12 protein-coding genes are annotated in these 22,995 nt (G+C 55.2%); 7 read left to right on the top strand and 5 right to left on the bottom strand.

The annotated features are described in order from the left end of the window. Nucleotides 1-21: 21 nt before the first annotated feature. On the bottom strand, nt 22-7,794 hold the full coding sequence (locus tag WC184_08025; GenBank protein ID MFA7477828.1) for a cell wall-binding repeat-containing protein: 7,773 nt from the start codon (nt 7,792-7,794) through the stop codon (nt 22-24). A 223-nt stretch (nt 7,795-8,017) separates the two neighbouring features. Between WC184_08025 and WC184_08020 the strand changes: the two genes are divergently transcribed. Continuing rightward, nucleotides 8,018-11,485 (top strand): AAA family ATPase, encoded by a 3,468-nt coding sequence (locus tag WC184_08020; GenBank protein MFA7477827.1) that lies wholly within the window; start codon nt 8,018-8,020, stop codon nt 11,483-11,485. 150 nt (nt 11,486-11,635) lie between these two features. On the opposite strand, the gene WC184_08015 is transcribed toward WC184_08020, so the two are convergent. Together WC184_08015 and WC184_08010 are read right to left on the bottom strand one after the other, a co-directional pair. Continuing rightward, a complete protein-coding gene (locus tag WC184_08015) occupies nt 11,636-12,421 on the bottom strand; it encodes a nitroreductase family protein (protein MFA7477826.1) in 786 nt (261 codons plus the stop codon). Between the two features lie 39 nt (nt 12,422-12,460). Beyond that, on the bottom strand, nt 12,461-13,681 hold the full coding sequence (locus tag WC184_08010) for an acyl-CoA dehydrogenase family protein (protein ID MFA7477825.1): 1,221 nt from the start codon (nt 13,679-13,681) through the stop codon (nt 12,461-12,463). A 168-nt stretch (nt 13,682-13,849) separates the two neighbouring features. On the opposite strand from WC184_08010, the gene WC184_08005 reads away from it, so the two are divergent. The 6 genes from WC184_08005 (at nt 13,850) to WC184_07980 (ending at nt 21,385) form a co-directional block, all read left to right on the top strand. Then, nucleotides 13,850-15,091, top strand: coding sequence for a thiolase family protein (locus tag WC184_08005; protein MFA7477824.1), 1,242 nt, complete (start codon nt 13,850-13,852; stop codon nt 15,089-15,091). 105 nt (nt 15,092-15,196) lie between these two features. Further along, on the top strand, nt 15,197-16,777 hold the full coding sequence (locus WC184_08000; GenBank protein ID MFA7477823.1) for an AMP-binding protein: 1,581 nt from the start codon (nt 15,197-15,199) through the stop codon (nt 16,775-16,777). Between the two features lie 69 nt (nt 16,778-16,846). After that, a complete protein-coding gene (locus WC184_07995; GenBank protein ID MFA7477822.1) occupies nt 16,847-18,631 on the top strand; it encodes an ABC transporter substrate-binding protein in 1,785 nt (594 codons plus the stop codon). A 204-nt stretch (nt 18,632-18,835) separates the two neighbouring features. Further along, nucleotides 18,836-19,657, top strand: coding sequence for an acyltransferase (locus WC184_07990; protein MFA7477821.1), 822 nt, complete (start codon nt 18,836-18,838; stop codon nt 19,655-19,657). Nucleotides 19,658-19,665: 8 nt separating this feature from the next. Beyond that, on the top strand, nt 19,666-20,988 hold the full coding sequence (locus WC184_07985) for an acyltransferase (GenBank protein ID MFA7477820.1): 1,323 nt from the start codon (nt 19,666-19,668) through the stop codon (nt 20,986-20,988). A gap of 16 nt (nt 20,989-21,004) precedes the next feature. Further along, nucleotides 21,005-21,385, top strand: a complete 381-nt coding sequence (locus WC184_07980; GenBank protein MFA7477819.1) for an FKBP-type peptidyl-prolyl cis-trans isomerase — start codon at nt 21,005-21,007, stop codon at nt 21,383-21,385. A gap of 140 nt (nt 21,386-21,525) precedes the next feature. Here WC184_07980 and WC184_07975 read toward each other — a convergent pair whose 3' ends face one another. Next, entirely contained in the window at nt 21,526-22,701 is a 1,176-nt protein-coding gene (locus tag WC184_07975) for a hypothetical protein (GenBank protein MFA7477818.1), read from the bottom strand. 104 nt (nt 22,702-22,805) lie between these two features. Continuing rightward, nucleotides 22,806-22,994 (bottom strand): hypothetical protein, encoded by a 189-nt coding sequence (locus WC184_07970; GenBank protein MFA7477817.1) that lies wholly within the window; start codon nt 22,992-22,994, stop codon nt 22,806-22,808. Between the last annotated feature and the right edge of the window lies 1 nt (nt 22,995).

The raw sequence follows: 22,995 nt of genomic DNA, 5'->3' as shown, positions 1-22,995 counted from the left end.
GAGGCACCACTCGACAATTAGCTACCAGCGAGGTCCGAAGTCGGCATTGTATGAATCCAAGGCGGCTTGTTGGGCTCCTTCTACCGGAGAAAACTCGGGGCCGGTGATGGTCAAGGTTGCAGATTGGGAATAATGGCCTTCGGCACCGAGGACTGCACCGGCGCTAGTGGTAATGAGCTGGTCGCCGGTAGTGGCATCAACGCCATAGTCGACGCCACCCCCGAATCCACCGCCGGCGGTTGCTCCCACGTTGTTGGCGAAGCCGACGCCATCGGAAAGTTCGCCTTGACCGGTGCCGAGGTAACCGGTTACCCCAGCCTCAGCACCGGTAGTGGCAAGACCGGTACCCCAGGACACAGTCACCTGCACGGCGGGTCGTTTACCGTCGCTCGCCACGCCTACCTGAGCACCTCCGTTTAGAGGACCGAGTGAGCCACCGAGACCAACCCCTGCCGTAGTGATGTTCCACGGTTTACCCCCACCAGAGCTTTGGTTAGGGCCAAGCCCCGATAGATCCGCTCGGTTAATGGGGTCGCCCTGGGCGAATTGATAAAGGTTGGTTTGTGCTCCGTTGAAATAGATCGGGTCGCTGGTGGTGAAACGCCCGAGAGCGGGATCGTAGTCACGAGCTCCGAAGCGCACCAAGCCCGTCGCTGGCTCAACCAAGCCTCCTTGAAAGCCAAAGGGGATAGGTTTGTATACGTTGTCGGTGGTATCAACAACGTGATTGGTAATGGCACCGAACTCGTTGTAGTCGAGCCGTTCTTTAATTTCGCCGTTGCTGCCCACCACTAGTCGGGGGCTGCCTCGCCAGTCGCTCACAACTACAAAGTTCTCACCACCCTGAACTAAGTAATCGGGAGTGTTGGGCATGACGCCATATACGAAATGGCTACGAACGGCACCGTCGCTGCCGTACTCAACTACTGGGCGTCCGGCCAGGTCGTACAACCAGGCTGCGTCCAATTGGTCGTTGACGACTCGTGCAACTCTCCGATCTAGGCCGTCGTGAAGATATTCAACGGTGTCGCTTCCATCATCTTGACGGGGAACGTCGAGGCGCCGTAGTAAGCCAGCCGCATCGTAGGTGAATTGGGTGGCTTTTCCATTTACAACTTTCGTATTCAGGTCACCAGCAGCATCGAAGGTGTAAGTGTTCCCGCTGTAGGTCTGTAAACGATCTCTGGCGTCATAAGTGCCAACGGCGCCATTCGGACCGCTCACCAAGTTGCCATTTCGGTCGTATCCGTAGCTGCGAGTGTCACCATTTTCCGTGGCGGAGACCAGTTGGCCCAAGGGGTCATACGCGTAGCTCCAGGTGGTGGTCACCCCGTCCACGGTTTCGCTACGGCTAACGACGCGTCCTCGCTGGTCGCGGGTAAGGGCTTCTTTGAAGAGCTCTGTATTGTTGGCGGTATCGGTAGCGGTAGTCGATTCCAGTTCACCAAAGCCGTTGTAGTCGTAGGTAACCGTTATATTGCCGATGGTACGACTGGTGATTAACCCCGCATTATCACGAATGATGGTCTCTGCTCCGCTAGAGATTATCAAACCATTGTCATCATATGTGTACCCGATGTTGAGTCCAGCAATACTGTCTTGGCTGGGACGAAGCTGAGAGTCATAACCGTGGGTAATTATCCCGGTAATCGGCGTGCCTGACGTGGGAAGTGTATGCGTTTCACTGCTTAGCTGTTTGCCCTCATAGCTAAAGGCGACCTCAGCACCGTCATCACTGGTAGCCCCAGCAAGTTGACCGGCCGAGTTGTAGGCCCAAGTTGTTCCCAGTGCTTCGCCCCCACGGTTAGTGAAGCGACCGTTGTCGTAAATATAGGTGGTAGATGCTTCCCCCGGTCTAGTGATTGACGACAACAAGCCAGCCGAGTTGTAGCTGCGAAGAGCTGTGGCATCATCGCCGGTATCTGGGGTAGTGAAACTAGCCAGGCGATCTTCCAGATCAAAGCTTTGAGCAAAGACAGTGTTTTCGGCGGTGGTTAGAGCCACTAGTTGGCCGGTTTCATTCAGCGTTACGCCAATGTGGTTTCCGTCGGGGCGAGTAATTTTGGTTACACGTCCGTTGGTATCGGTCACGAAGGAAACAACTTCGGAAGCAGCATTGGTCTCCGACACCAGGTGGCCAGTGGACGAATCCCAGCTTCGGGTAATCACCCGGGCAGCACCGCCGCCGACCGGTGTCTGCGAGATGGAGACAATTCGCCCATCACTATCGCGGTCCCATGTTGTCTTCGGCTGAAGTGATCCGTTCGTTTCGAGCACTCGACCAAGATTGTCGACTGCGATCGTACTCTGGTATCCGTTGGGTAACGTCACGGTATAAGTTCGGCTAGCTGGATCAAAGACCGAGGTTCTGGTCTGTCCATCGCGGGTCACAGTTTCGGTGATTATTCCCGTGACGCTATCGAAGCTGCGGTTGTTAGACAGGGTCTGGGCCGGAGAGTTGGATTCAAATTGGTCGGCGTTGCCAAACATGGTGGAGGTGGCAACGTAAGGGACTGCCAACCCGAAACGAGGGTCGGCCGCAAAGCGGTTCACCGTGATCGTGCCATCGGGTTCAGTAATCTTTTGCGAACCATCAGTCATGATTTCGATCGCAGTGACCAAACCGGAGGGTGTGGTGGCCTTTCTGCGAATGGTCCCATTCGATAGCGCCGTGACCTCCACTGAACTCACCAAACCATCAGGGGCGGTCAAGGTATGTTTCGTAGTTTGGCCTGCCCTAAGGGTGGAGAGTGTGGAGCTGCCAGTTTCAGGTGAAGAAGCTGAGGCCAGACGGCCCAGGGAGTTGTAGGTAAATGAATATTCTCGTGGTCCGGCGGTTGTACTAGCACCAATAACTTTAGTGAGCTGTCCGCCAGCGTTGGTTTCTAGGTTGGTGGTCGCCCCAGCGGGTTCGGTCACCGCGGCAAGCCAACCGTCACCTCCAACTGAAAGCCCGGTGGTGTGTCCGTATGGACCGACGATTGAAGCTGGCTGATCGTCTTCATTCCTATTGATTGTGGTTACGCGGTCGTCGCCGTCGGTGATGGTGCTTAGGCGGCCTTGGCCGTCATAGGTGAAGCTAACGATACGGGCACCGGTTGAGGCCGAATTGGTACGTAAATGGCGGCCGTGATGGTCAAAGATCAGAAGGTTTTCGCCATCGGGTGTAGGCACCACTAGTTCGTTGGCTCCGAAACCTGGGAACAGCTCGCCCAGGGCAAAGACACGACTGGCGTCGCCGCCATCATCAGACGGGAAACTAGAGGTGGGGTATCCGACCAAGACAGTTCCATCGGGTGCCACCGCAGGCAAGACTGGTTGGAAGTATCCGGTGGCGGTGAGGGCCGACTGTCCCGCTACGGGCAATTCACATATACCTAAATCCCAGGGGAGAAGAGTGGTTAGGGTACCGTCCGAGTTGATTCTGCGCAGCCCGTAGTCACAGACTCCTGTTTCGTCGTTGCCTGCTTCACCGTCTTGGTGCCAGTCGCTGCTTAGGCCACTGACCGGGTGACCGCTAGCTACCAAAATTGAACCGTCGGGGGCTTCGGCCAGATACATGGGGCGTAACGCTGAGGCTGCTGCTGCTCGACCGTCATCGTCTCGACTCTCTTGGTCGCAGCGGGCACCGTCGGTACCGCTCTGTTTGCCTGCAAATAGGGTGACTGAACCTGTCGGGCTTAGAGCCCAAATAGCCGGGCAACGCATGGACGACCAATGAGCGTCGGTGAAGAGCACTGTGCCATCTGCTCGTACCAAAAGGTCGGTTATAACGGCCGAGGGCTTGTTGGTGACAGCGTCGCCAATGTTGGGGAAGGCCACCGGCAAGGTCGCCGTTGTGCCAGTCGGATTAGCTTTCTGGCGTCCCTTATCGGACAGGCCGTGATAGCTCATGGATCCGACATCGCTACCAAAGCAGGGTTTACCGCCAGGGGCCGCGAAGATAGTTTCTATTATGCCATCGGCACCTACTCGGCGAATGCGGTTGCGGCTGCCATGCTCAACGTAAAGTGAATCATCGGGCCCAACCGCAATGTTGAGCCGCTCGGGGGTGAAGCAGCTAGAAGGCGCCCAACCCAGTTCGGCTTGAGTGGCGAGTCCACCGTCACCACACGGGCCGGTATCGGTACAGCGGCTTTCGGCAGTAATGTCACCCACCACATTGGTGATGATGCCTGTAGCAGGGTCGATTTTGCGAACTCGGTTGGTCAGACTATCGCCGATATAAACGGTGCCGTCACGGCCAAAAGCAAGGTCGGTGGCCTTCATAGGGGCCGCGAGGGCCGACCCCCCGTCTCCACACGGGCCAGTTAGCCTACTCGGGTAGCCACCACCTGGGAGGCAATAGTCGTCATCGTTAACTTGACCGTAGTTAGGGTTGTGGACGCCAGTTCCAGCAAAGTGGCTGATATCACCGGTTTTAGGGTCAATCCGGCGGATATAGGAACCTCCCATATCGAGTAGATAAATCCACCCGTCGGGGCTAACACCAATACCTTGGAAATTGTTGACTGAGGCAGCCGTGGCTTGGCCACCGTCGCCACAACCATCCGTTTGGGCGCTGACATCTTTATCGCCGCAGTTTTGCAGATATTTGGCACCGGTCACCAGCGACAACTCGCCGCCCAAAGGAGCCGCCTGGAACATACCACCATCACCCAACATCACGGTACGAGAAACTGGGTCATACACGTGGTTTACAGAGATACCCCAGCCACCTAGTCCGATACCGGTCGCATCCCACATTTGGGCACTCAAAGTAACCCTAGACAAGCTGGTTTTCTCAGCAAAACGACGGGCTTCAGGTGGCACCGGCAGCTTGGCAAAAGTTTCGCTACCGTCTGGGGTAACTCCGAAACTGCTGGCCACTCCGGCTGGGATTAGATAGTAGCCACGGTAACGGTAGGTCACCTTCACCAGCCCTTGCTGCGAGCCCACCATTCGATTCCCGAAAGCGTCGAGTCCGTCCCAGGTAAAGGTCACGCTCCGAGCCCCGTCCTCGCGGACCTTGTCAATAATGTCGCCCGAGTCGATGGTACGGCCAGCGATCAATAGCTGTGCACTGATTTCTAGAAGCTCGGGATCATTGAGGGCTTCCTCGCTGTCGGTCCATACAGGAACTTCGAGTTGAGCATGATGCCCGGGCAGCCGGTTGGTCACATGGGTGAGTGAATAAGGTGTGCCATAAATCGGTAGCGATTCACTCATAGCAGCGGATTCCAACATGATGGTGCCGTAGCCGTTTTCGGTAGGTTCACCTGCAGTGGGAGAGCCGGGTGGCGACTGAATGGGGTTGAGGTTCGGTGGTTCTACGAGGCCGTCCTCATTGGCGGGACCAACCGGGTAGTTCAGGTCGGGCGACGAGAAGTGGGGTAGTTGTACCCGCCAGAACTCATCGCCAGTGCTGAACTGGTTAGCAATAGCCACTAGTTCTGCTTCATCGATGCCGATAGCATCGAGCTCGCCAGGCGTGGCGGCATGACCTTTACCCACCAAATCCAGCTTGATATCTCCGCCAGAGTTAGTGAGAACTTCAATTACCAAACCATCCGGTGAAGGTACCCAAACCGCCGGGTCGGTTTCATAAAAACCAAGCGGAACTGCGGTACCGACCGCAATGTTAAGGAAATTATCGAGATACATGGAGGCGGGCTTCGAGAGATCAACCCGCGCCGCGCCTTCAGCGCCCTCTACGAAAATTTCAGCGGCGTAAGTGTAGCCAATTGCTGGGGGCAAGTCACCGGGCATAGCGTTAAAGCCCAGCTCACCAGCGGTGTATTCGGTGATATGCAGATGCACCGGGTTAATGACTGTACCCGGGTTGCTACAGGGTGTGGTCAAATCGGTACAAGGTGTAGCCGTTGTTCCGGCTGGCAGATAAATACGAGGCGTACGGGCTGTTCCTTCATCTCCTTCATCAGCCGGAGTTTCATCGCCTACATAAACGGTGCTGCCGTCATCTAGCGATACTTCTTGGGCCAGCCCGGCCCGTTGCAATAGCACCACGTCATCGATCGCTCGCCACTCACCCCAAGCCAAATTGAAACGACGTTGCGATGGTAAGTAGCCATCTTTTTCAAAGTGGAGCACCACCTCGGTGCCACCATTGAGCGCAATTAGATAGTGGCCGTTCGATTTGGTTTTTGTGCTTCCTAGATTGGCCGAGTCGACCACGCTTATCGTCACACCTTCTAGCGCCTGGCCGGCCTGGTCGAGCACTGTGCCATTCACCAACGCCACACGGGCTGGATTCTCGAAGGCGTCTGAATCGACACCAGTCTGGCCGTCTACGGCTGAGGTCCATTGGCTGGCGATGTCGGATGGGTGGGTCACCCGGTTGCCTTCTGGGGGTGTCAAATTGAAGCCGGTAATCGGAGCTGAGCTATCGGCCACATAGATGGTTAGACCATCGCCGACATTCGGTCCAGGACCATCGTCGTCATCGTCTCCTCCGGCTTCGGTTGTCGAGGTCGTCGAGGAAGTGGTGGTTGAGGTCGTAGAGGAAGTGGTGGTTGAGGTCGTCGAGGAAGTTGAGGTCGAAGAGGTTGTAGAGGTAGAGGTAGAGGTGGACGAACTGGTTGAGCTTGAGGTCGTAGTGGAAGAACTGCCGGTGCTTGATGACGGTGTCCCGCCACCGCCTCCACCACCAGGGGTCTGGTCATCTTCGGCCGAATCGCAGGTTAGAAGTGCTGTGATGGCCGCGCTCATGGCCGGGCTCACAGCGTTCTCACCACCTAGAATTATGGCTTTGGTGGTGGGTCCGCAGTGGTCAATCAAATAATCAGCGAGTTCCGGTAAAGCTGCTTGGAGCCGCGCTACGGCGCTGCCAGTTCCAGCAGGAACATCGGAAGGTACGGTGATCAGCGGAGCGCTCAACCGTTGCGTCAGCGAACCACCAACCAAAGAATCTGGGAATGCCTGACCGGTAGTAAAAATTAGTGTTTCAGCCTTATGCCCAGCAGCTTGTTCCACCGACTTCGCGACCGCAATGGCCGTTGCGTAGCGGTTCAACCCTCTAATGCGGTTTATGCTTGGGCTAAAGCTGGCGACGAGTCCATATACCGAAGGCGACACAGCTGCATCACCACCAACCACCGTGGTTTTGGCTGGTTTCAGACTTGCAAGGGTGCTGGCGGTGGCTTGAGGCAACATGGTTGGCGTGGTGAGTAACGTGGCTACCTTTGTTCCACTCATCCCCAACGTCGAAGCGGCCAAAGCATCGGCAAAGCCACGTTCTTGGGCTGCGGCACCCGCATTGGTGCTAGCGGTGTCGCCAACTCCGCGCACTATTGCCACTTCACCTCCGACCGAAACTACCTTGGAGGCCACGGCGGCTGCGGTAGCGTAACGATCGGCACCAAATAGTCGCTCTACGTTCAACCCTTGGCCGGTCAGTACCGAACTGACTGAATCGGATACAGCTTGCGTGCCACCAATGATCGTCACCTTGGTCGCCCCTAGGCGTTTGATTTCAGCGGTTACCTCCGCTGCTAACGAGGATTCCCGAGTCAGCAGAATCGGAGCACCGTACAGCCGGGCCAACGGTGCTGCCGAGAGGGCATCGGGGTAGGTCTCGGCAGTAGCCAGCACCACATCGGTAGCTCCGTCTGGGAAAAATTCCTTCGAAACCTCAACCGCTGTAAGCAGGCGATTTGCTCCATAAACCCTTTTGACACTGATGGGTGAAGGGTTCTCGGCGCTGGCGGTAAAGGGGCTAAAACCGAGAAGGGGTGCCAGCAACGCCAGCGCCAATAATGCTACCAAGGCTGTATTTTGGGTTAGATTACGCCGCATTTTGGCAGATTAGAAGGGGCGGCGCGAGAAAAGCGCGAACGAAATTTTGGTGTACGAGGTACCTGCGCGAACGCCGTTGCCGCCAGTTCGCTATTTCACCCGTTCATGCTAAATTTCGAGTAACACAACAGAGCTATACCCCGGGCGTAAAATGGAGAGGCTGTCAGCCCAACCCCTAGAAAATCGCACCCCCGCCCCGACCGTGTCGGCGGAAGAGAAGCCAATGGAAACCGTTTTCATAAGCCTTTGCGGTGAAGTGCAAATCGGAGTTCCCGATGGCGTACCAGTGGCCGTTCGAGGCAGTCAACCGGCAACAATTCTGGCCTTTCTGGCTTTAGCAGAAGCTCCAGTGCTGCGCGATGGTCTAGCCCATGTTCTTTGGGGTGACGATCTTCCAAAGCATTGGCAGGGTGCTTTGCGAGGTGTGGTCTCTAAAGTTCGGGCGGCTTTTGTGGAAGCGGGCCTTGGTCCAAACAGTGTTTATTCCCAAGGCGGGCATGTTGGTTTCTCACCGAATCTACAAGTAAAGACCGATATCCGACGGGCGAGAGACGCTTTCGAGCAGGCCAAAGCTGATTTCATGTCTGGGCGACACCAAACGGCGGCTGCTGCCTGTTTGGAGGCCACTGATATTTTGGAACGCCCATTTCTGCATCGCGATGGCAGCCAATGGGCTGTGATCCAAAGGGTTCGCATCCAAGAACTGGCCACCCAAACCAGCCATCTCCACCTCGAAGCCCTAAAAGCTTTGCCTGGTGCCACCGCTTCGGCCATCGACCGCGCACGACAGCAAATTTCACGTGACCCGCTGGATGAAATTGCATACCACCAGCTAATCGAAGCCTTGTTGATGAGTGGCCAACGTACCGCGGCTTTAGAGACCTATGAAAAACTAGCCAACATCCTGCATTACGAGTTGGGCATCGACCCCGAACGCAACACCACGGTCTTAGTTGAAGCCATAAAAGCCAGCGTGGGTACCCCCGACGGTTCCACACGCAATAGCCGTTTAGTCGACCTCAAAACCCGACCCATTGAACGAACGCTGCATCCATATGACACCGATCCATTCGTCGGCAGAGTAACCGAGCTGGCCCAACTGAATGAGATTTGGAATGACGTTGTATACAAGCAGGCACCTCAAATCGTGCTGCTTGAAGGTCCTGCGGGTGCTGGGAAAACTCGCTTAGCGAGCCAATTTTGTCATTGGGTTGCCGGTGCTGGCACTGGCATCGTGTGGGGACGCAACCGCGAAGGCTCGAATGCTGCCTACGGCGCTTTATCGGAAGCATTGGCTATGGCTATTGACTATGTTCCAGCGGTAATTGAGCGCCTCGGCCAAGCTGTTGCCCCCCTGGCCTCGGTCTTCCCGCATCTAGCATGGCAGTTCGACTACTACGACGCTCCGAGCGACCCAGCATTGGCTCGAGCCCAGCTCTACTACGCCTTTCGAACAGTGGTGGAAGAGCTGGTTACCCAGCCAGCAGTCTTAGTGCTAGACGATCTGCACTGGAGTTCCCCCGACACTCTTGACCTGCTGGAATACCTGTTGGGTTTGGCGCAGGTTCCTCTGTTGATTGTGGCAACGGCGCGGGCCTTGCCAGCACGGGTGCACGGCAGTTTGGCCGCCTTGGGGCGTTTGGTGCCGGTAACAAAAATGTCGTTGCCTGGTCTTAGCGTGGGTGAGTTAGTGGAGCTGATTAGTTACGGCTTCGACGTGCCAAGCGCCGATCGACAAGCGAACTCGGCCGAGCTAGCAAGCCTTTTGCATGCCCGCACAGGGGGCTTGGCGTTCTTTAGCGCTGAGTTGGCCCGTGCGGCACGCAGTTCGGGGGTGCCGATCGACCCCCATACTGTTCCTTTAGCAGCCCGGGATTGGGTGGTACATCGGGTTGCGAGTCTGTCAGAACCCGAGATTCGTATCCTGGAATGGGCAGCGGCACTAGGACTTTCGGTTGACATTGAGACCCTGGAGGCATGTGCTCTTGATATTGATGCCGATGTGTTTGAGGTTTGTGATTCCCTAGTGCAACACGGTTTATTTACCGATGCCGTTGACGATGGCACGCTCGAATTTTCCCACGCCATCACTCGAGATGTTATTTATGAAGGGCTAAGCCGTACCCGTCGTTTGCGTTTACACCGCCAAATTGCCGAGGTGTTGGCCAATGATTATCAATCACAGAGCCAGCTAACCCCCCAAGATCACGGCTTGTTGGCCTATCACTACAGTCGCAGTGGTTCCAGAGGCATGCGCTTGGCCGCCGAACAGGCACTATACGCCGGTGAAAAGGCTCTGGCCCTAGGAACTTGGGAAAGTGCCGTTCTCCACTTTGACCAGGCTTTGGCGCTGAAACCTTCAGCCCATGTTACGGCTCGAACGCAGATTGGCTTAGCACGTGCCAACCAGTATTTGAACGTGACCGAGGCGGCTTACGAGCTCATTCAGTTAGCGATTTCTGAGGCCCGCGAATGGGAGCTTTCGATCGAATTGTCGGAGGCGTATTTGGCGTTGGTGGGTCGTGCTGGCCGGGGCATTGTGGAGCTCCCGGATCATGAACAGGTCCGATTGATGCGCGAGGCGTTGGCCGCATTGGTGCGTGATGAAACGAAATACTCGAACGATCTTCGTGAACCGGCCCCAGGGGTGGCCAGCAATAAGTATCGCTACGAGATGGTTCGGGGCCAGGTCGAACAAGAATTAGCTTCAGCCTTGTTGTTCTTGGCCGGTTTTGAAGAACGTCGCCAACTTCTTGAAGGCTCGCTGGCACGGGCCCAAGCACTGCAACCGATGAACCAGGCAGCTTTGGTTTCGGCCCTTTTTGGTATGCGAATCGTGAAGCTCGACGAAGCGGGAATTCGGTCTCGCCTAGGAGACCTCGACCAGGTGCTTGGGGTTCCAACTCGTAAAATTGGCCAAGAAGCTGTTGTGGCCGCCCACAAGTATCGGCATGAAGATCTGCTGCTATTACAAGACTGGCAACAGTCGAAGAATGCTTTGGAAGAAGCTGCTTACTATGCCAACCGTTATGGCTTCCCTTATTGGCAATGGGCCATACACGCTTGGCGGGGTTTGCGAGCCAATATTGCCGGAGACCTCGAGGCCGCCGAGCAAATAGCTCTTGAAGCTGCTGGAATGAGACCCGATGTTGCCGGTGCCGAGGCTTGTGTGGGTGTCAACCTGGTTAATATTCGCCTCTATCAAGGTCGGGTTCACGAAATGCTCGATTTGCTGGCCAGCGCGGTTGACGGATTTCCGTTGATCCCTTGTTATCGGGCCGTGCTAGCACTTTGCGCTATCGAAAGTGGTGACGAGAAGTTAGCCGAAGACTCTTACCGATTCTTTGCCGACCAGAACTTCACCAATCTGCCCATGGATTCGAACCAGTTTTTGGGGCTTGGAGTGCTTAGTCACGTAGCCGTGGAGTTAGGTGATCGTGCCGGTGGGGCGAAATTAGAAGAGCTTTTGCTCCCATTTAGAAACTGTTGGGTAACACTTAATTGTTATGGTGGCGGCGGTGCCCATTGGGGTCCTACCAGCCACCAGCTTGGTCGTTTGGCGGTACTCGATGGTCGCAAACGAGAAGCTGAACAACTTCTTGAAGAGGCATTGAGGGCAGCCGTGCGCGCAAATTCACCATTTGTTCAGGCCCGGATTGAAACAGATTTGACACTTCTGCGGCGCTCTTAGTTCAGGGGCGTCGGATCGCCGCTGGCTTTGGTACTGGCCAGTGGGGGACAATCACTAGCCAGCACCAAATAGGTGCAACTGTTTATTGGGTTTGGTACCCAATTCCAATCAGTTGCCAAAGTTAGCTGGCCGCCACAGCCAGTTGAGCTACTAAATAAGGCCGTGCCCGGTAAGTCCCAGTTTTTGACGAAGTTCTTCTAATTCCTCTTCGCGGCCGGGTAGAGGTGCTGGCGCGGTGAACATGCCGTCACTGGTCAGCTCTTCTACCACTTCTTCAGAGCGAGGGAAGGCTTCACCATAGGTGTTGAGCTGGAACAATTCCTCGAAAGGCAGTCGCGGCCGCTGGCCCCCAGCCTCCCAATTTTCTAAAGGGTAGCCAACTGTTTGCACCACCAAGACCCGGGCGGTTTCAGGCAGATTCAAGGCCTTGTGAATTTGCTCGGCCTTGCCGCCGAGGCAACAGGTGCCAAGCCCATCTTCAAAGGCCATGAGGGTAGCTTGAGCGATGCCTTGACCACCGTCCACCTCGCCCAAACCGGGTGCTTTAAGCGCTGGGCGAACCTTGTCAAAGAATGGAATAAGTTGCTCTTCTAGACCGGCATGCTTCTCTTCGCCGAAGCCCAAGGCGCCCACGTTTACTAGTTCGCGCAGACGATCGCCCTGGTGGTCGACCGCTTCGGTTTCTAAGTACCAGACGATAATCACCGGCGCGATACGAAGCTGCCAACCCACAATCAGCGCTTCCATAGAATCCAAAACTTCTTGGGGAGCGCTATCGCGCATTACCACTACGGCTCGCAGACTCTGGACGTTGCCCCAATGTGAGGCAATTCGAGCGGCTTCCAACATACGCTGGATTTTTTCCATCTCGACCGGACGGTTTGGGTCTAAGAAACGAATTGATCGCCGCCGACCGATAACCTCACGCAGCTCCATTGATGTTTTCTCCTGTTTGTAATCGTTGAAATTGGGTGGTTACTGAAAGAGTTTTTGGCCGCCAATAATGGCCAGTAGGTCGTTGCAACCGTCTTCAATCATCGAAGCGCGAGCGTCTCGCATAATTTTTTCGATGGGGTATTCACGAGTAAGCCCGTTACCACCAAAGATCTGAATAGCGTCACTGTTCACTTCGAAAGCGGTACGGGTTGAGAAGGTTTTGGAAGCGATGGAACGCTGCACCAATCCCGGTGGCTCGGTGGCATTTAGGGCCACGGTTTGGCGCGCTAGCGCCCTGGCCGCTTCAACCCGCGCGAACATTGAAAACATTCGGCTTTGCACACTTTGGTGCTCGGTGATGGGCTTCCCACCTTGAGTACGATTTTTGGCGTAATCTAAGGCCAGCTCGTAACCAGCACGGGCGGTTCCCACAAAGGTGCAGCCCATAGAGGCGTTGGCGCCAGTCAAAATGGTTTCCACAGCCGTGGTGTAAAGCTCGGGGCTGACCACCATGTAGCGACCTGGAATCCGAACCTGGTCAAAATGGATTTCACCTTGGTTTAAGGCCCGCTGGCCTAACTTATCGAGCGGCTTACCCCGCGAAACCCCTGGTAGATCTAATGGCACTACTGCCACACCGCCATGAGCGAAACCTTTGTCACCGTCGATAGTGCAATAAAGGGTGGCTACGGTTGCGATCGTTCCGTTTGAGACCCACGCCGATTTGGAACCGTTGATGATGTAATCATCGCCATCTCTAGTTGCGATTACGTTCGCCCGCACATTGCCGTCGTTCCAGTGGGGTTGGGTGAAAGCTAGCGAGTCGCTGCCATGGTCGGCTTCGGTTATGGCCCAGCAGCCAATTTCAGTGGAATTTTCAGTTAAATAGCGGTCAGCTAATTCAAGGTCTTCAGTTAGAGCGGCAAAGGTTTTGTGAAAGTTAGCTACGCCAAAGCTGATGGCCAAACCCGAGTCACCCCAACCGAATTCTTCGCTGATGCGAGCATTGAAAATAGCTTGATCGACGGGGTCCCAATCGGCTTGGGGTAATCGCAAGGAACTGATATCTAGTTGGCGATAGCGTTCGAACGCTTCCCACAGCGGTGAACCCGCCGCGATCACATCGGCCGGGTCGTGCATCCGGTCGAGCTCTTGTCCAATCGGTCGCATGACCTCTGCGGCGAAGCGATGAACATTACTAACGAACTCGTTCTGCAAATCTCGGTCAGAAATTGAGGTCTTAATATTCGTCTGATTCATGCTGCTACCTGCACTTTCGCACTTTTGTGTGCTACTTCGAATGGGTGCTGCTCGATAATAACAGTTATTATGGCAGGTGGCACGTGGTATACAATGTACAGCTGTAGCTGCGTGTGTCACGTGGCTACGAACACCAACCACCCGTACTTCTCGAGCAGGGGGAACCAAATGACAAACGACCAGGTTGTGGTAGCCGGAGTCGGAATGACCAACTTTGGCAAGTTCTTTGACCGTGGTCTGAAGAGTTTGGCCGCCGAAGCGGTGAGTGGCGCGCTCAAAGATGCCGGTGTGGGGGTCGGCGACATTGAAGTAGCGGTGGTGGGTAACGCGGTGGCCGGATTAATAACGGGCCAGGAGATGATTCGCGGTCAGGTGGTACTGCGCGAAATTGGCATTGGGGGAATACCGATTTTCAACGTTGAGAATGCCTGTGCCTCAGCATCCTCGGCGTTTCATCTTGCTTGGCAACAAGTTGCAACCGGTCAAGTAGACGTAGCGTTGGCGTTGGGGGTCGAAAAGCTAACGCATGCCGATAAGGCCGTCTCATTCCAGGCCTTCAACGCCGCGGTCGACGTTGAAGGCCTGGCCGCGCTCAAAGAGTCTCTTGCGGCCTCCGAGGCTGCCGCCAATCCCAATGCGGGTTCAGCGGGTAGCGGATCGGGGGGCAACAAATCGATGTTCATGGACATTTACGCCGCTGGTATCAGGCGTCATATGGACGCCTACGGCACCACCGCCGAACAAATGGCCAAGGTCGCGGTGAAGAGCCACTACAACGGATCACTTAATCCTCGGGCGCAATATCGTGATCGCTACACGGTGGAAGACGTTCTGGGCTCTCGCTTAATTGCCTACCCACTAACCCTTCTTATGTGTTCACCCATCGGCGACGGTGCCGCCGCAGCAATTCTAATGTCACCCGAATACGCCCGATTCCGGGGTATTTCAGGGCCGAGGGTGGCAGCTTCAGTGGTTCGATCGGGTCGATTGCCGGGAAGTGATGAGGCTATGGCCGATGCCCGTGCGGTGGCAGCGGCTTATGAAATGGCTGGTTTGGGGCCCGAAGATATCGACCTAGCTGAGGTGCACGACGCCACCGCAGCGGCCGAGCTGACCGCCTATGAAACTCTCGGCTTTTGCGGTGAGGGCGAAGGGGGCCGCTTGATCGACGAAGGGGTTACCGCTCTCGGTGGTGCTAAGCCGGTGAATACTTCGGGTGGTCTGGTTTCGAAAGGTCATCCGGTTGGAGCATCGGGCATTGCTCAGATATGTGAAATTGTCTGGCAACTTCGCGATGAAGCCGGTGAACGCCAGGCCGAGGGTGTGCAGGTGGGCATGACGCAAAACGGTGGCGGTTCGCTTGGAAACGACGCCGCGGCCCAAGCGGTGCACATTCTTACTAATAATTAATAATATGCCGACAGTTTGCCAACCTATTTAATGTAAGTCGGTTGGTGAATTGCGCTGGAATAGGTGATTGTCGGTTTATCCGTTGGTTTATTGAAGGAGGGGTTAATGAAACCAGTTGAGGGCACAGTAGGTGCAACGCTGCTTAATGCAAAAGCACTACGTGGTGATGATCCATTTCTAGTCTTTGGCGAAGATACTTATAGTTACGCCGATACCGAGCAAGAATCAGCTAAAGCGGCGGCTGGCCTGCGTGAGCTTGGCATCGAGCGGCACGCACATGTCGGCATGATCATGCCTAACTCGCCTGAGTTTCTGTGGTCGTGGTTCGGCGCTGCTCGAATTGGGGCCCCGGTGGTGCCCGTTAATACCGCGTTGCGTGGCGACGGACTGGTACATATCCTCGATCATTCCGATGCGGAAAGCTTGATCGTTCACGCTGAATTTCTCGACCGCTTCTTGGCCGTACGTGACCGTCTGCCGAAGCTGAAGCGGGTGATTGTTGTTGGGGGTGATGGCCATAGCACGCATGGCGACGACATCGCCTGGGAAAAGCTAATCGCCAATGTTTCGAACGACATCGACGATGTAGATGACAGTTCAATTTCACCCACCGACCTTATGATGTTGATGTACACATCGGGCACCACCGGGCTTCCCAAGGGCGTAACAATTCCCCAGGTCAGCGGCAGTGGTGGTTCATCCAGTTTACTGACTATGGCGGGGTTAACCCCCGAAGACGTGTTCTACACCTGCCTGCCGCTGTTCCACGCCAACGCGGCCTTGATCTCGGTTTGGGGCACCTTTGGTTTGGGCGCTCGATTGGTATTGAGCCCCCGATTTTCAGCATCTCGATTCTGGGACGAAATTCGTCATTACGGCGCTACGCAATTCAACGCCTTGGGCGCCATGATGCCCATCCTCTATAAACAACCCGCCAAACCCGACGACGCCGATAATCCTTGCCGCATAGTGCTTTCCGCCGCTTGCCCTAAAGAAATTTGGGAAGACTTCGAACGCCGTTTCGGGGTGAGTATCGTCGAATTTTATGGCACGGTTGAAGGTGGCATGACCATGGCCGGTCCTGACGCACCCATTGGCTCCATAGGTAAACCTTTGCCAACCAACGAAATGCGGGTGGTTCGCGATGACGACACTGATTGCGATGCTTTTGAAGTGGGTGAGTTGATTTCCCGTCCTGTAGGTGGGCGGCCAACGGTTCAATATTATAAGAACCCCGATGCCACGGCAGAAAAAACTAAAGGTGGTTGGCTTCGTTCCGGTGATAATGCCTATTTCGATGATCAGGGTTATTTGTGGTATTCCGACCGTAAGAAAGATTTCATGCGAAGGCGAGGGGAAAACATTTCTTCGTTCGAAGTTGAAAAAATTCTGAACAAACACCCCGACGTTTTAGAAAGCGCGGTTTATGCCGTTCCTTCAGAACTAGGTGAAGACGAGGTCATGGCAGCTTTGGTGATGCAGCCAGGTGCCAACTTGGACCCTTTGAGCATCATGGCGCACTGCGAAGAGCACATGGCCTACTTCATGGTGCCAAGATACCTGCGAGTGGTGGATGAGTTCGAGAAAACCGGAACACACCGAGTGCAGAAACAGTCACTGCGCGAGGTAGGAATCACCAGCGAAACCTGGGATCGTGAGGCCGCTGGATATGAACTTAAGCGTTGAACTCCGCACGCTAAGCCATGCCATAGACGTTAGAGGTGAACGTTCATAAGCAAAGTAGATGGGGGATATATGAAAAGAATGTTGGGTAGCAGGTCGAGCCAAGCCTTAAGCGCCTTGGTGCTGGTGCTAGTGCTAGCTCTGGTGGCGACTGCTTGTGGTGGTAACAGTAACGACAACTCACAAGGATCAAATTCATCGACCACGGTCGACCCGACGGGAAATGAAACCACAAGCCCCGGCACCGAGAGCGGAGATGAAACCGAAGCTAGCTATGGGGGAGCGATTTCGGTCGGGTTACGGGCTGAGACCGCCAACTGGATTCCCGGGGAAGCAGTGGGTACCGGTGCCTTGATGGTCGCCCTCTCTATATACGATCCCCTGGTGTCATTAACGGCTGATGGCGACTTCGAACCGTTCTTAGCCGAGTCAATTGACCACAACGATGATGCCTCGGAATGGACCGTGACCTTGCGTGACGGGGTTCTCTTTGCCGACGGCTCGCCTCTAGATGCCGAAACTTTGAAGTGGAACTTCGACACCATCCACCATCGCGAGGGTTCTCGCACTCTAAGCACACTCACTAATGCTGGCGTGCTGGATATGGAAGTTGTTGATCCACTAACCGTGCGTTATCTACTCGATGGTCCAAACGCCGGTTTCCCCGATGTTTTGCGTGGCGCCGTGGGCTGGCCAATTTCCAGGTTGGCCTATGAAGCCGACCCCGAGGGCTACGGTCAGAACCCCGTTGGCACCGGTCCTTTCGTAATGACCGAATGGATTCGCGACGACCGAATTGTGGTGAAACGGAACGAGAACTACTGGTTCAAGGCGGCCAACGGCGATCAGCTGCCCTATCTCGATCAAATCACTTTCCGACCGATTCCCGATGAGAACAGCCGTACTCAAAGCTTGGCCTCAAACGACCTGCAAATGATTCACAGCTCGCGGGGCAGCTTCATCAAACAGATCATCGATCTTGTCGAGGCCGGGCCATATGAATACAACCTGCACACTGGTAACACGGCGGCGGCCACCTATTTGAATGTGTTGGTGCCTCCATTTGATGACACCCGGGTGCGTCAGGCGTTGGCTTATGCCAGCAATATGGACGCCATTGCACAGATTCTGGGCGACGATGGGCTGACCGAACCCACCTTTCAGTTATTTAGCACCGACAGTCCTTGGTATTCACCGGCTGCTGACGCCGCCTATCCCGAAGCCGACGGTAGAAACCTTGACGCTGCAATCGAGCTGCTAGATGCGTACCGGAATGATCCTAACCGGTCCGATGGTAAAGCCGTGGGTGCCGCTCTCGACCCCATAAAATATATGTGTCCAACCGATCCTGTACAGGTGCAGATGGCAGCGCTGTATCAAGGATTGTGGGATGACCTTGGTGTCGAGGTGAAGGTTGACACTGTAGATGAGCCAACTTTGGTAAGCCGCTTTGTTGGGTCGGCCGACACCTCACCACCCTTCGTAGGCGACTACGACACTAGTTGCACCTATATCTCCGGTGGGGAAGGTGACCCCTTCACCGCCATTGCCGGTGCCTTCGGGCCGGTGGCGACCACCCCCGGTAATATCACCAACTTCACCGACCCGCGTATCGACGATCTGCTCGAAGACCTCAAGTCCACCGTCGATCTGGCTACGCGTAAAGAAATCGTTGAGAAGATCAGCATCATTGTGGCCGAGGAAGCCCCCATAATTTGGGCTTCAAAAACACCCACCATCGTGGCCTACAGCAACAAACTTCACGGCGTTAAAGACTGGAGGTTACCAAGTGGCGAGCTGGGCAATGGCACTCCAGTAGGAGATGCTCGGTTCCACCAGGTCTTTATCGCCAAATAGTGTCATATGGTCCCTCTGAGCTAGCTCTATTGGTGGTAGGCAGCTAACCATATGACCTGTTACGCCGAGGCGGTCATCCCCTGTACTATGTACAGCCGTGAACCGTCTCGGCGTTAACAAACATTTTCACCACGTTCGTGGCCCAAGTCGTGAGCGTCGCATTGTTGAGTTGAGCGTTATAGCGCGGTCTTGCTGGTCGCCATCTTGAGCACGCCACGCCGAAACTTTGGTCTCGATTCGTTGCGAGGCTTGGCAGTGGTGGCCGTTCTGGCTTACCACCTGGGCTTCCTAAGCGGGGGTTTCCTAGGCGTAGACGTGTTCTTCGTGCTGTCAGGGTACCTTGTGACCGTCCTGGCGCTTAGAGAGAAAAGCACGACCGGAACGTTCAATGCCAAGCAATTCTGGCTACGACGCTTCAAACGCTTAGCCCCAGCTGTTTTTGTGGTGGTACCCACAGTATTGCTGGGTGCCTACTTGCTTGGCTGGGAGCGGTCTGGTTTCAAGAGCTTGGGTTGGGATGCCACGGCCACTCTTGGCTGGTGGGCCAACTGGCGACAAGCCTACGGTGCCGACACCGGTTATTGGGGTGGTGCCCCATCGCTGTTTCGCCACACCTGGAGCCTTTCGGTCGAAGAACAGTTTTATCTGGTGTGGCCTCTCTTGTTGCTAGCGGCTTTCGGTATGGCGTCTCTAATGCAATCGTTCATTGGGAAGCGGCGCCTTCGCTTAGATGATCGCTCACAATTCGCCGACGAAACTGGCCCCAGTGGTGCTGCTCAGCTGAGTGTGGGTACCAGTGCCAAAGCAGGCGTCAGCATTTCGGCGGCACCAAAGGTGGGCATTACCGACGAAAATGGCATGCGCAAGTCGGCGGCACCAAGGGTGGGCATTGCCGTGGCCTGGGTAGCAGCGGCCGTGGTAGCCACTTCGGCTACTTGGATGTTGTGGTTGTCGCACCAAGTAGCGCCCGGTGGATTTAACCGCATCTACCTGGGCACCGACACTCGCATTTTCGCTCCCGCTTAGGTGCACTTTTGGCGGTTGTTTGGCCATTGGATCGACAAATCACTAGGCGGACATCTAAATCAGCACTCCGAGTCGCGGCGCTTGGCTCGGCTCTGGTGGTGATTTGGCTCATGACCAAGGTTGAGGTTTTCGACCCAGCTCTTTATCGCCACGGGGTGCTGCTGCTCGTGGCCGCGTTGAGCGCGGTCATGCTGGTGGGTTTTTCAACCTTGCCCCGGGTTGATCCGTTGACCAGCTGGCTAGGTCGCCGCTCTTATGGCATCTACTTGTGGTCTTGGCCGATTCAACTTTTTGTCAGTGACAAGTGGCCCTATGCCAGCCAGACCGTGGTGGCCTCAATAGTTGTCGCCATATCGTTGATCGCTGCTGAAATTTCCTGGCATCTAGTTGAATACCCTGTGCAGCGTGGTGTGCGGTGGGCACGGTATTCCACCAACCGACGCCGGGTTGGCGCAGTTATGGCGCTCGCCAGCTTGGTGGCAATCTCGGCGGTGTTTACAACTTCGACGGCCCGATTCGGTTTGCCCCAGGTTCCCGATGACCTGCACCTGGTGACAGCGGCCCTTGCCGAGGGTGGTACCACGTTAGATTCCAATGGTCACGGCCTACCCACAGAAATGTCTGATGATTCCGTCAGTGCTGACCAGGTGGTATTGCTGTACGGCGACAGCGTGGCTCTCACTATGTATGAGTACTTCCCTTGGGGCGACCCGCCTGACAATATTGTCTCGGTGATTGGCCGTGCCGACATTGGCTGTGGGCTCCTAGCGCCCCTCAAATACGAATTTCCCTATGTCGGTATTTATGCTTCGGTAACTCGTGAACACTGTGTTAACAACGATGCGTGGTTTGCAGGTGGATTAGCGCTTCATCCTAATGTTGTTGTCTTGATGCCGGGGGCCTGGGAATGGTCGGAAGCGCGTTCACCAAGCGGCGAAATGATTGAATCTCAATCTCCACAAATGGCAGCCTTGCTGGCCGCACGAATTGGGGAACTGGCTGGACGTGCCGATGCCGCCGGTGCGCGCACCGTGGTGCTGCCGTGGGCATGCCCCGGACATCGTGATGATCTGCCACAGCGGCGTGAAGCTTCTTATATCAGATGGATAAACGATGTCTTAGAAGGTGCAGTGGCCGACGTCGACCATCTGCCAATTGAAATGGCCAAACTTCCGCCGGGCGTGTGCCAGGGCGATGACCCGGCTGGCCGCCCAACCAGTGCCAAGAATGATGCGTTCAGGAACGAAATCCATGTGCGTGACGCTGCGGGTGGCAGGTGGGCTTGGCACCACTGGATTGGGCCCTCCATTGCCGCGACTGGTGCTCTCTAGAGGGTAGAGTGCACGAATGTCTGATCTCCAAAAACCTGTTGTTGAAGTCAATTCGTCCGATAACCCGCCCGATCAATTGGTGTTGGAAGACCTCAATGTTGGCGACGGTGCCGAAGCCAAACCCGGTCAACAAGTAGAAGTTCACTATGTGGGTGTTGCCTGGAGCAACGGTGAACAATTCGACGCTTCGTGGGATCGCAACGATACCTTCAGTTTCGGGCTCGGCCAGGGTCAGGTTATTGCTGGCTGGGATGAGGGTGTTGCTGGAATGAAGGTTGGTGGCCGTCGACGCATCACCATTCCACCACATCTGGGCTATGGCGAATACGGTGCAGGCGGCGTGATCAAAGGTGGCGAGACCCTGGTTTTCGTGGTTGACCTACTGGGCGTCAGCTAACCCCGGCACCACAAGCCGCCATGGCGCCGGATCCATGTCATGGTCTGCGGTTAGGTGGTGCTTACTCGCCACGATCTTGTTATGAGTTTTCTTCGCTAAGCGCATCAAACTCATAACAAGATCAGCAGAAAGTTGCCGTGCTAACCCTTGAGCACGACCTCAGGAGGTTGAGGCACCACCGCTGGACGCTCATAGATCAGCGGCACACCGTCGAACATGTCGAAGTTGATGGTCAAGCGGGTCTTGGTACACGTGTAGCTTCCCGAACCCGATGGCGTAATTATTTGGCCCGGACCATCCATAACTACGGTCATGCCGTCGCTTTCGCTGATATGGACATTGGGGTCGGTGTAACTCTTGTAATCCTCTTGATCGGTGCGCGATGCGAAATCGATGACAGCGATGTTCCAAGCGGTAAAGATCTTGCCGTCAGCGCTGTAATCGAGCCCCTGGACCCAGCGCATGAAATACGAAATGTCCAAGTTTCCAGCCGGGTTCTTGAAATGATATCTAGTTTCAAAATCATCTCCCCACGTGAACGCTCGGCCGTCGCCTTTGAAATGGATGAAGTAGTCGCCGATGAAGCGAACTGTGGAACCATCGAGCGATAGGCCTTCGTTGGTCACCATCTTCAAAATGGCCTCTGAATAGGTGTCATTGACCAAGGTCCAAGTGCCGCTTAAGCAGGCATCGCATGGATAATGTTCAATCTTGGAAACTTCAAACTTAAACTCGTGTTCGTCGGTGGTCGTGGTGGTTACAGCAGCCAATATGGAAAGTGGATCATCACATGGGGTTCGGATTGTGGGAAGTAACCCGCTCCAGGCGTCGCGGTTCATTCGTTCTTTCACCGGTGCTAGGTGTGCAGCTCCCTTGGAGGTGGTCACATCTTCTTGTTCAAATAGGTGAGCCTTCTTATATCTGATTCCGTGGCGTGCTGCGACGAAGGGTTGAACCTTGACGGTAATAGTTTTGCCTTCGGCAGGCTCTGGTAAATTAATACCGTGGGAACTTGCTGGCACCGGTCGGCTGTAGGTCGGCACCCCAACGGTGATGAGGTCGATCGTGAAACGCTGAAAGCGTTCAGCTATTTCTGGGTCTTTTCGCAGAGCGTTCAGACCTTGGGGCAACAATTCGGCCTGTAAGTTCCACACATGTTTAGGTGAATGCTCATTCACCAGAAACATCCACCAAACCCAAACTTCATAGCTCATTTGATCGAGAGCGGTGTGAACCGAGCGTTTCATAAAATCGCCCATCAACTTACGTTCCACACCGCCGTCAGGAACGATCAGGTGTGAGAACATCTCGGCCATAGCTTCGACGATCCAATTGTTTTAGCGTTTATGTGTTCGGTTCCGAACGAGGCAAATTGTTGACAGTGCAGCTGTTCGTGCGCGACTACCTGGTTGAATTCCCGTTATAGATCATGCTTTGCCGCGTAGAACTCGCCGGTAAACATTGAGATCATGCATTGCTCGCCCATGAGGTCTCGGTCGCGGTTTATGGCAACGCCAAGAAGGCCCGGGTTTCGCGCTTCGGTTATAAGTAAGACTGAATCCATGTTTTCTCCACCCCAATCTGTGGTGGTTTCGACGGTTTCTTGCATT

This window comes from Acidimicrobiia bacterium (assembly GCA_041676705.1).
Lineage (GTDB): Bacteria > Actinomycetota > Acidimicrobiia > Acidimicrobiales > SKKL01 > Actinomarinicola.
This window is presented reverse-complemented; position numbering and strand designations above follow the sequence as displayed.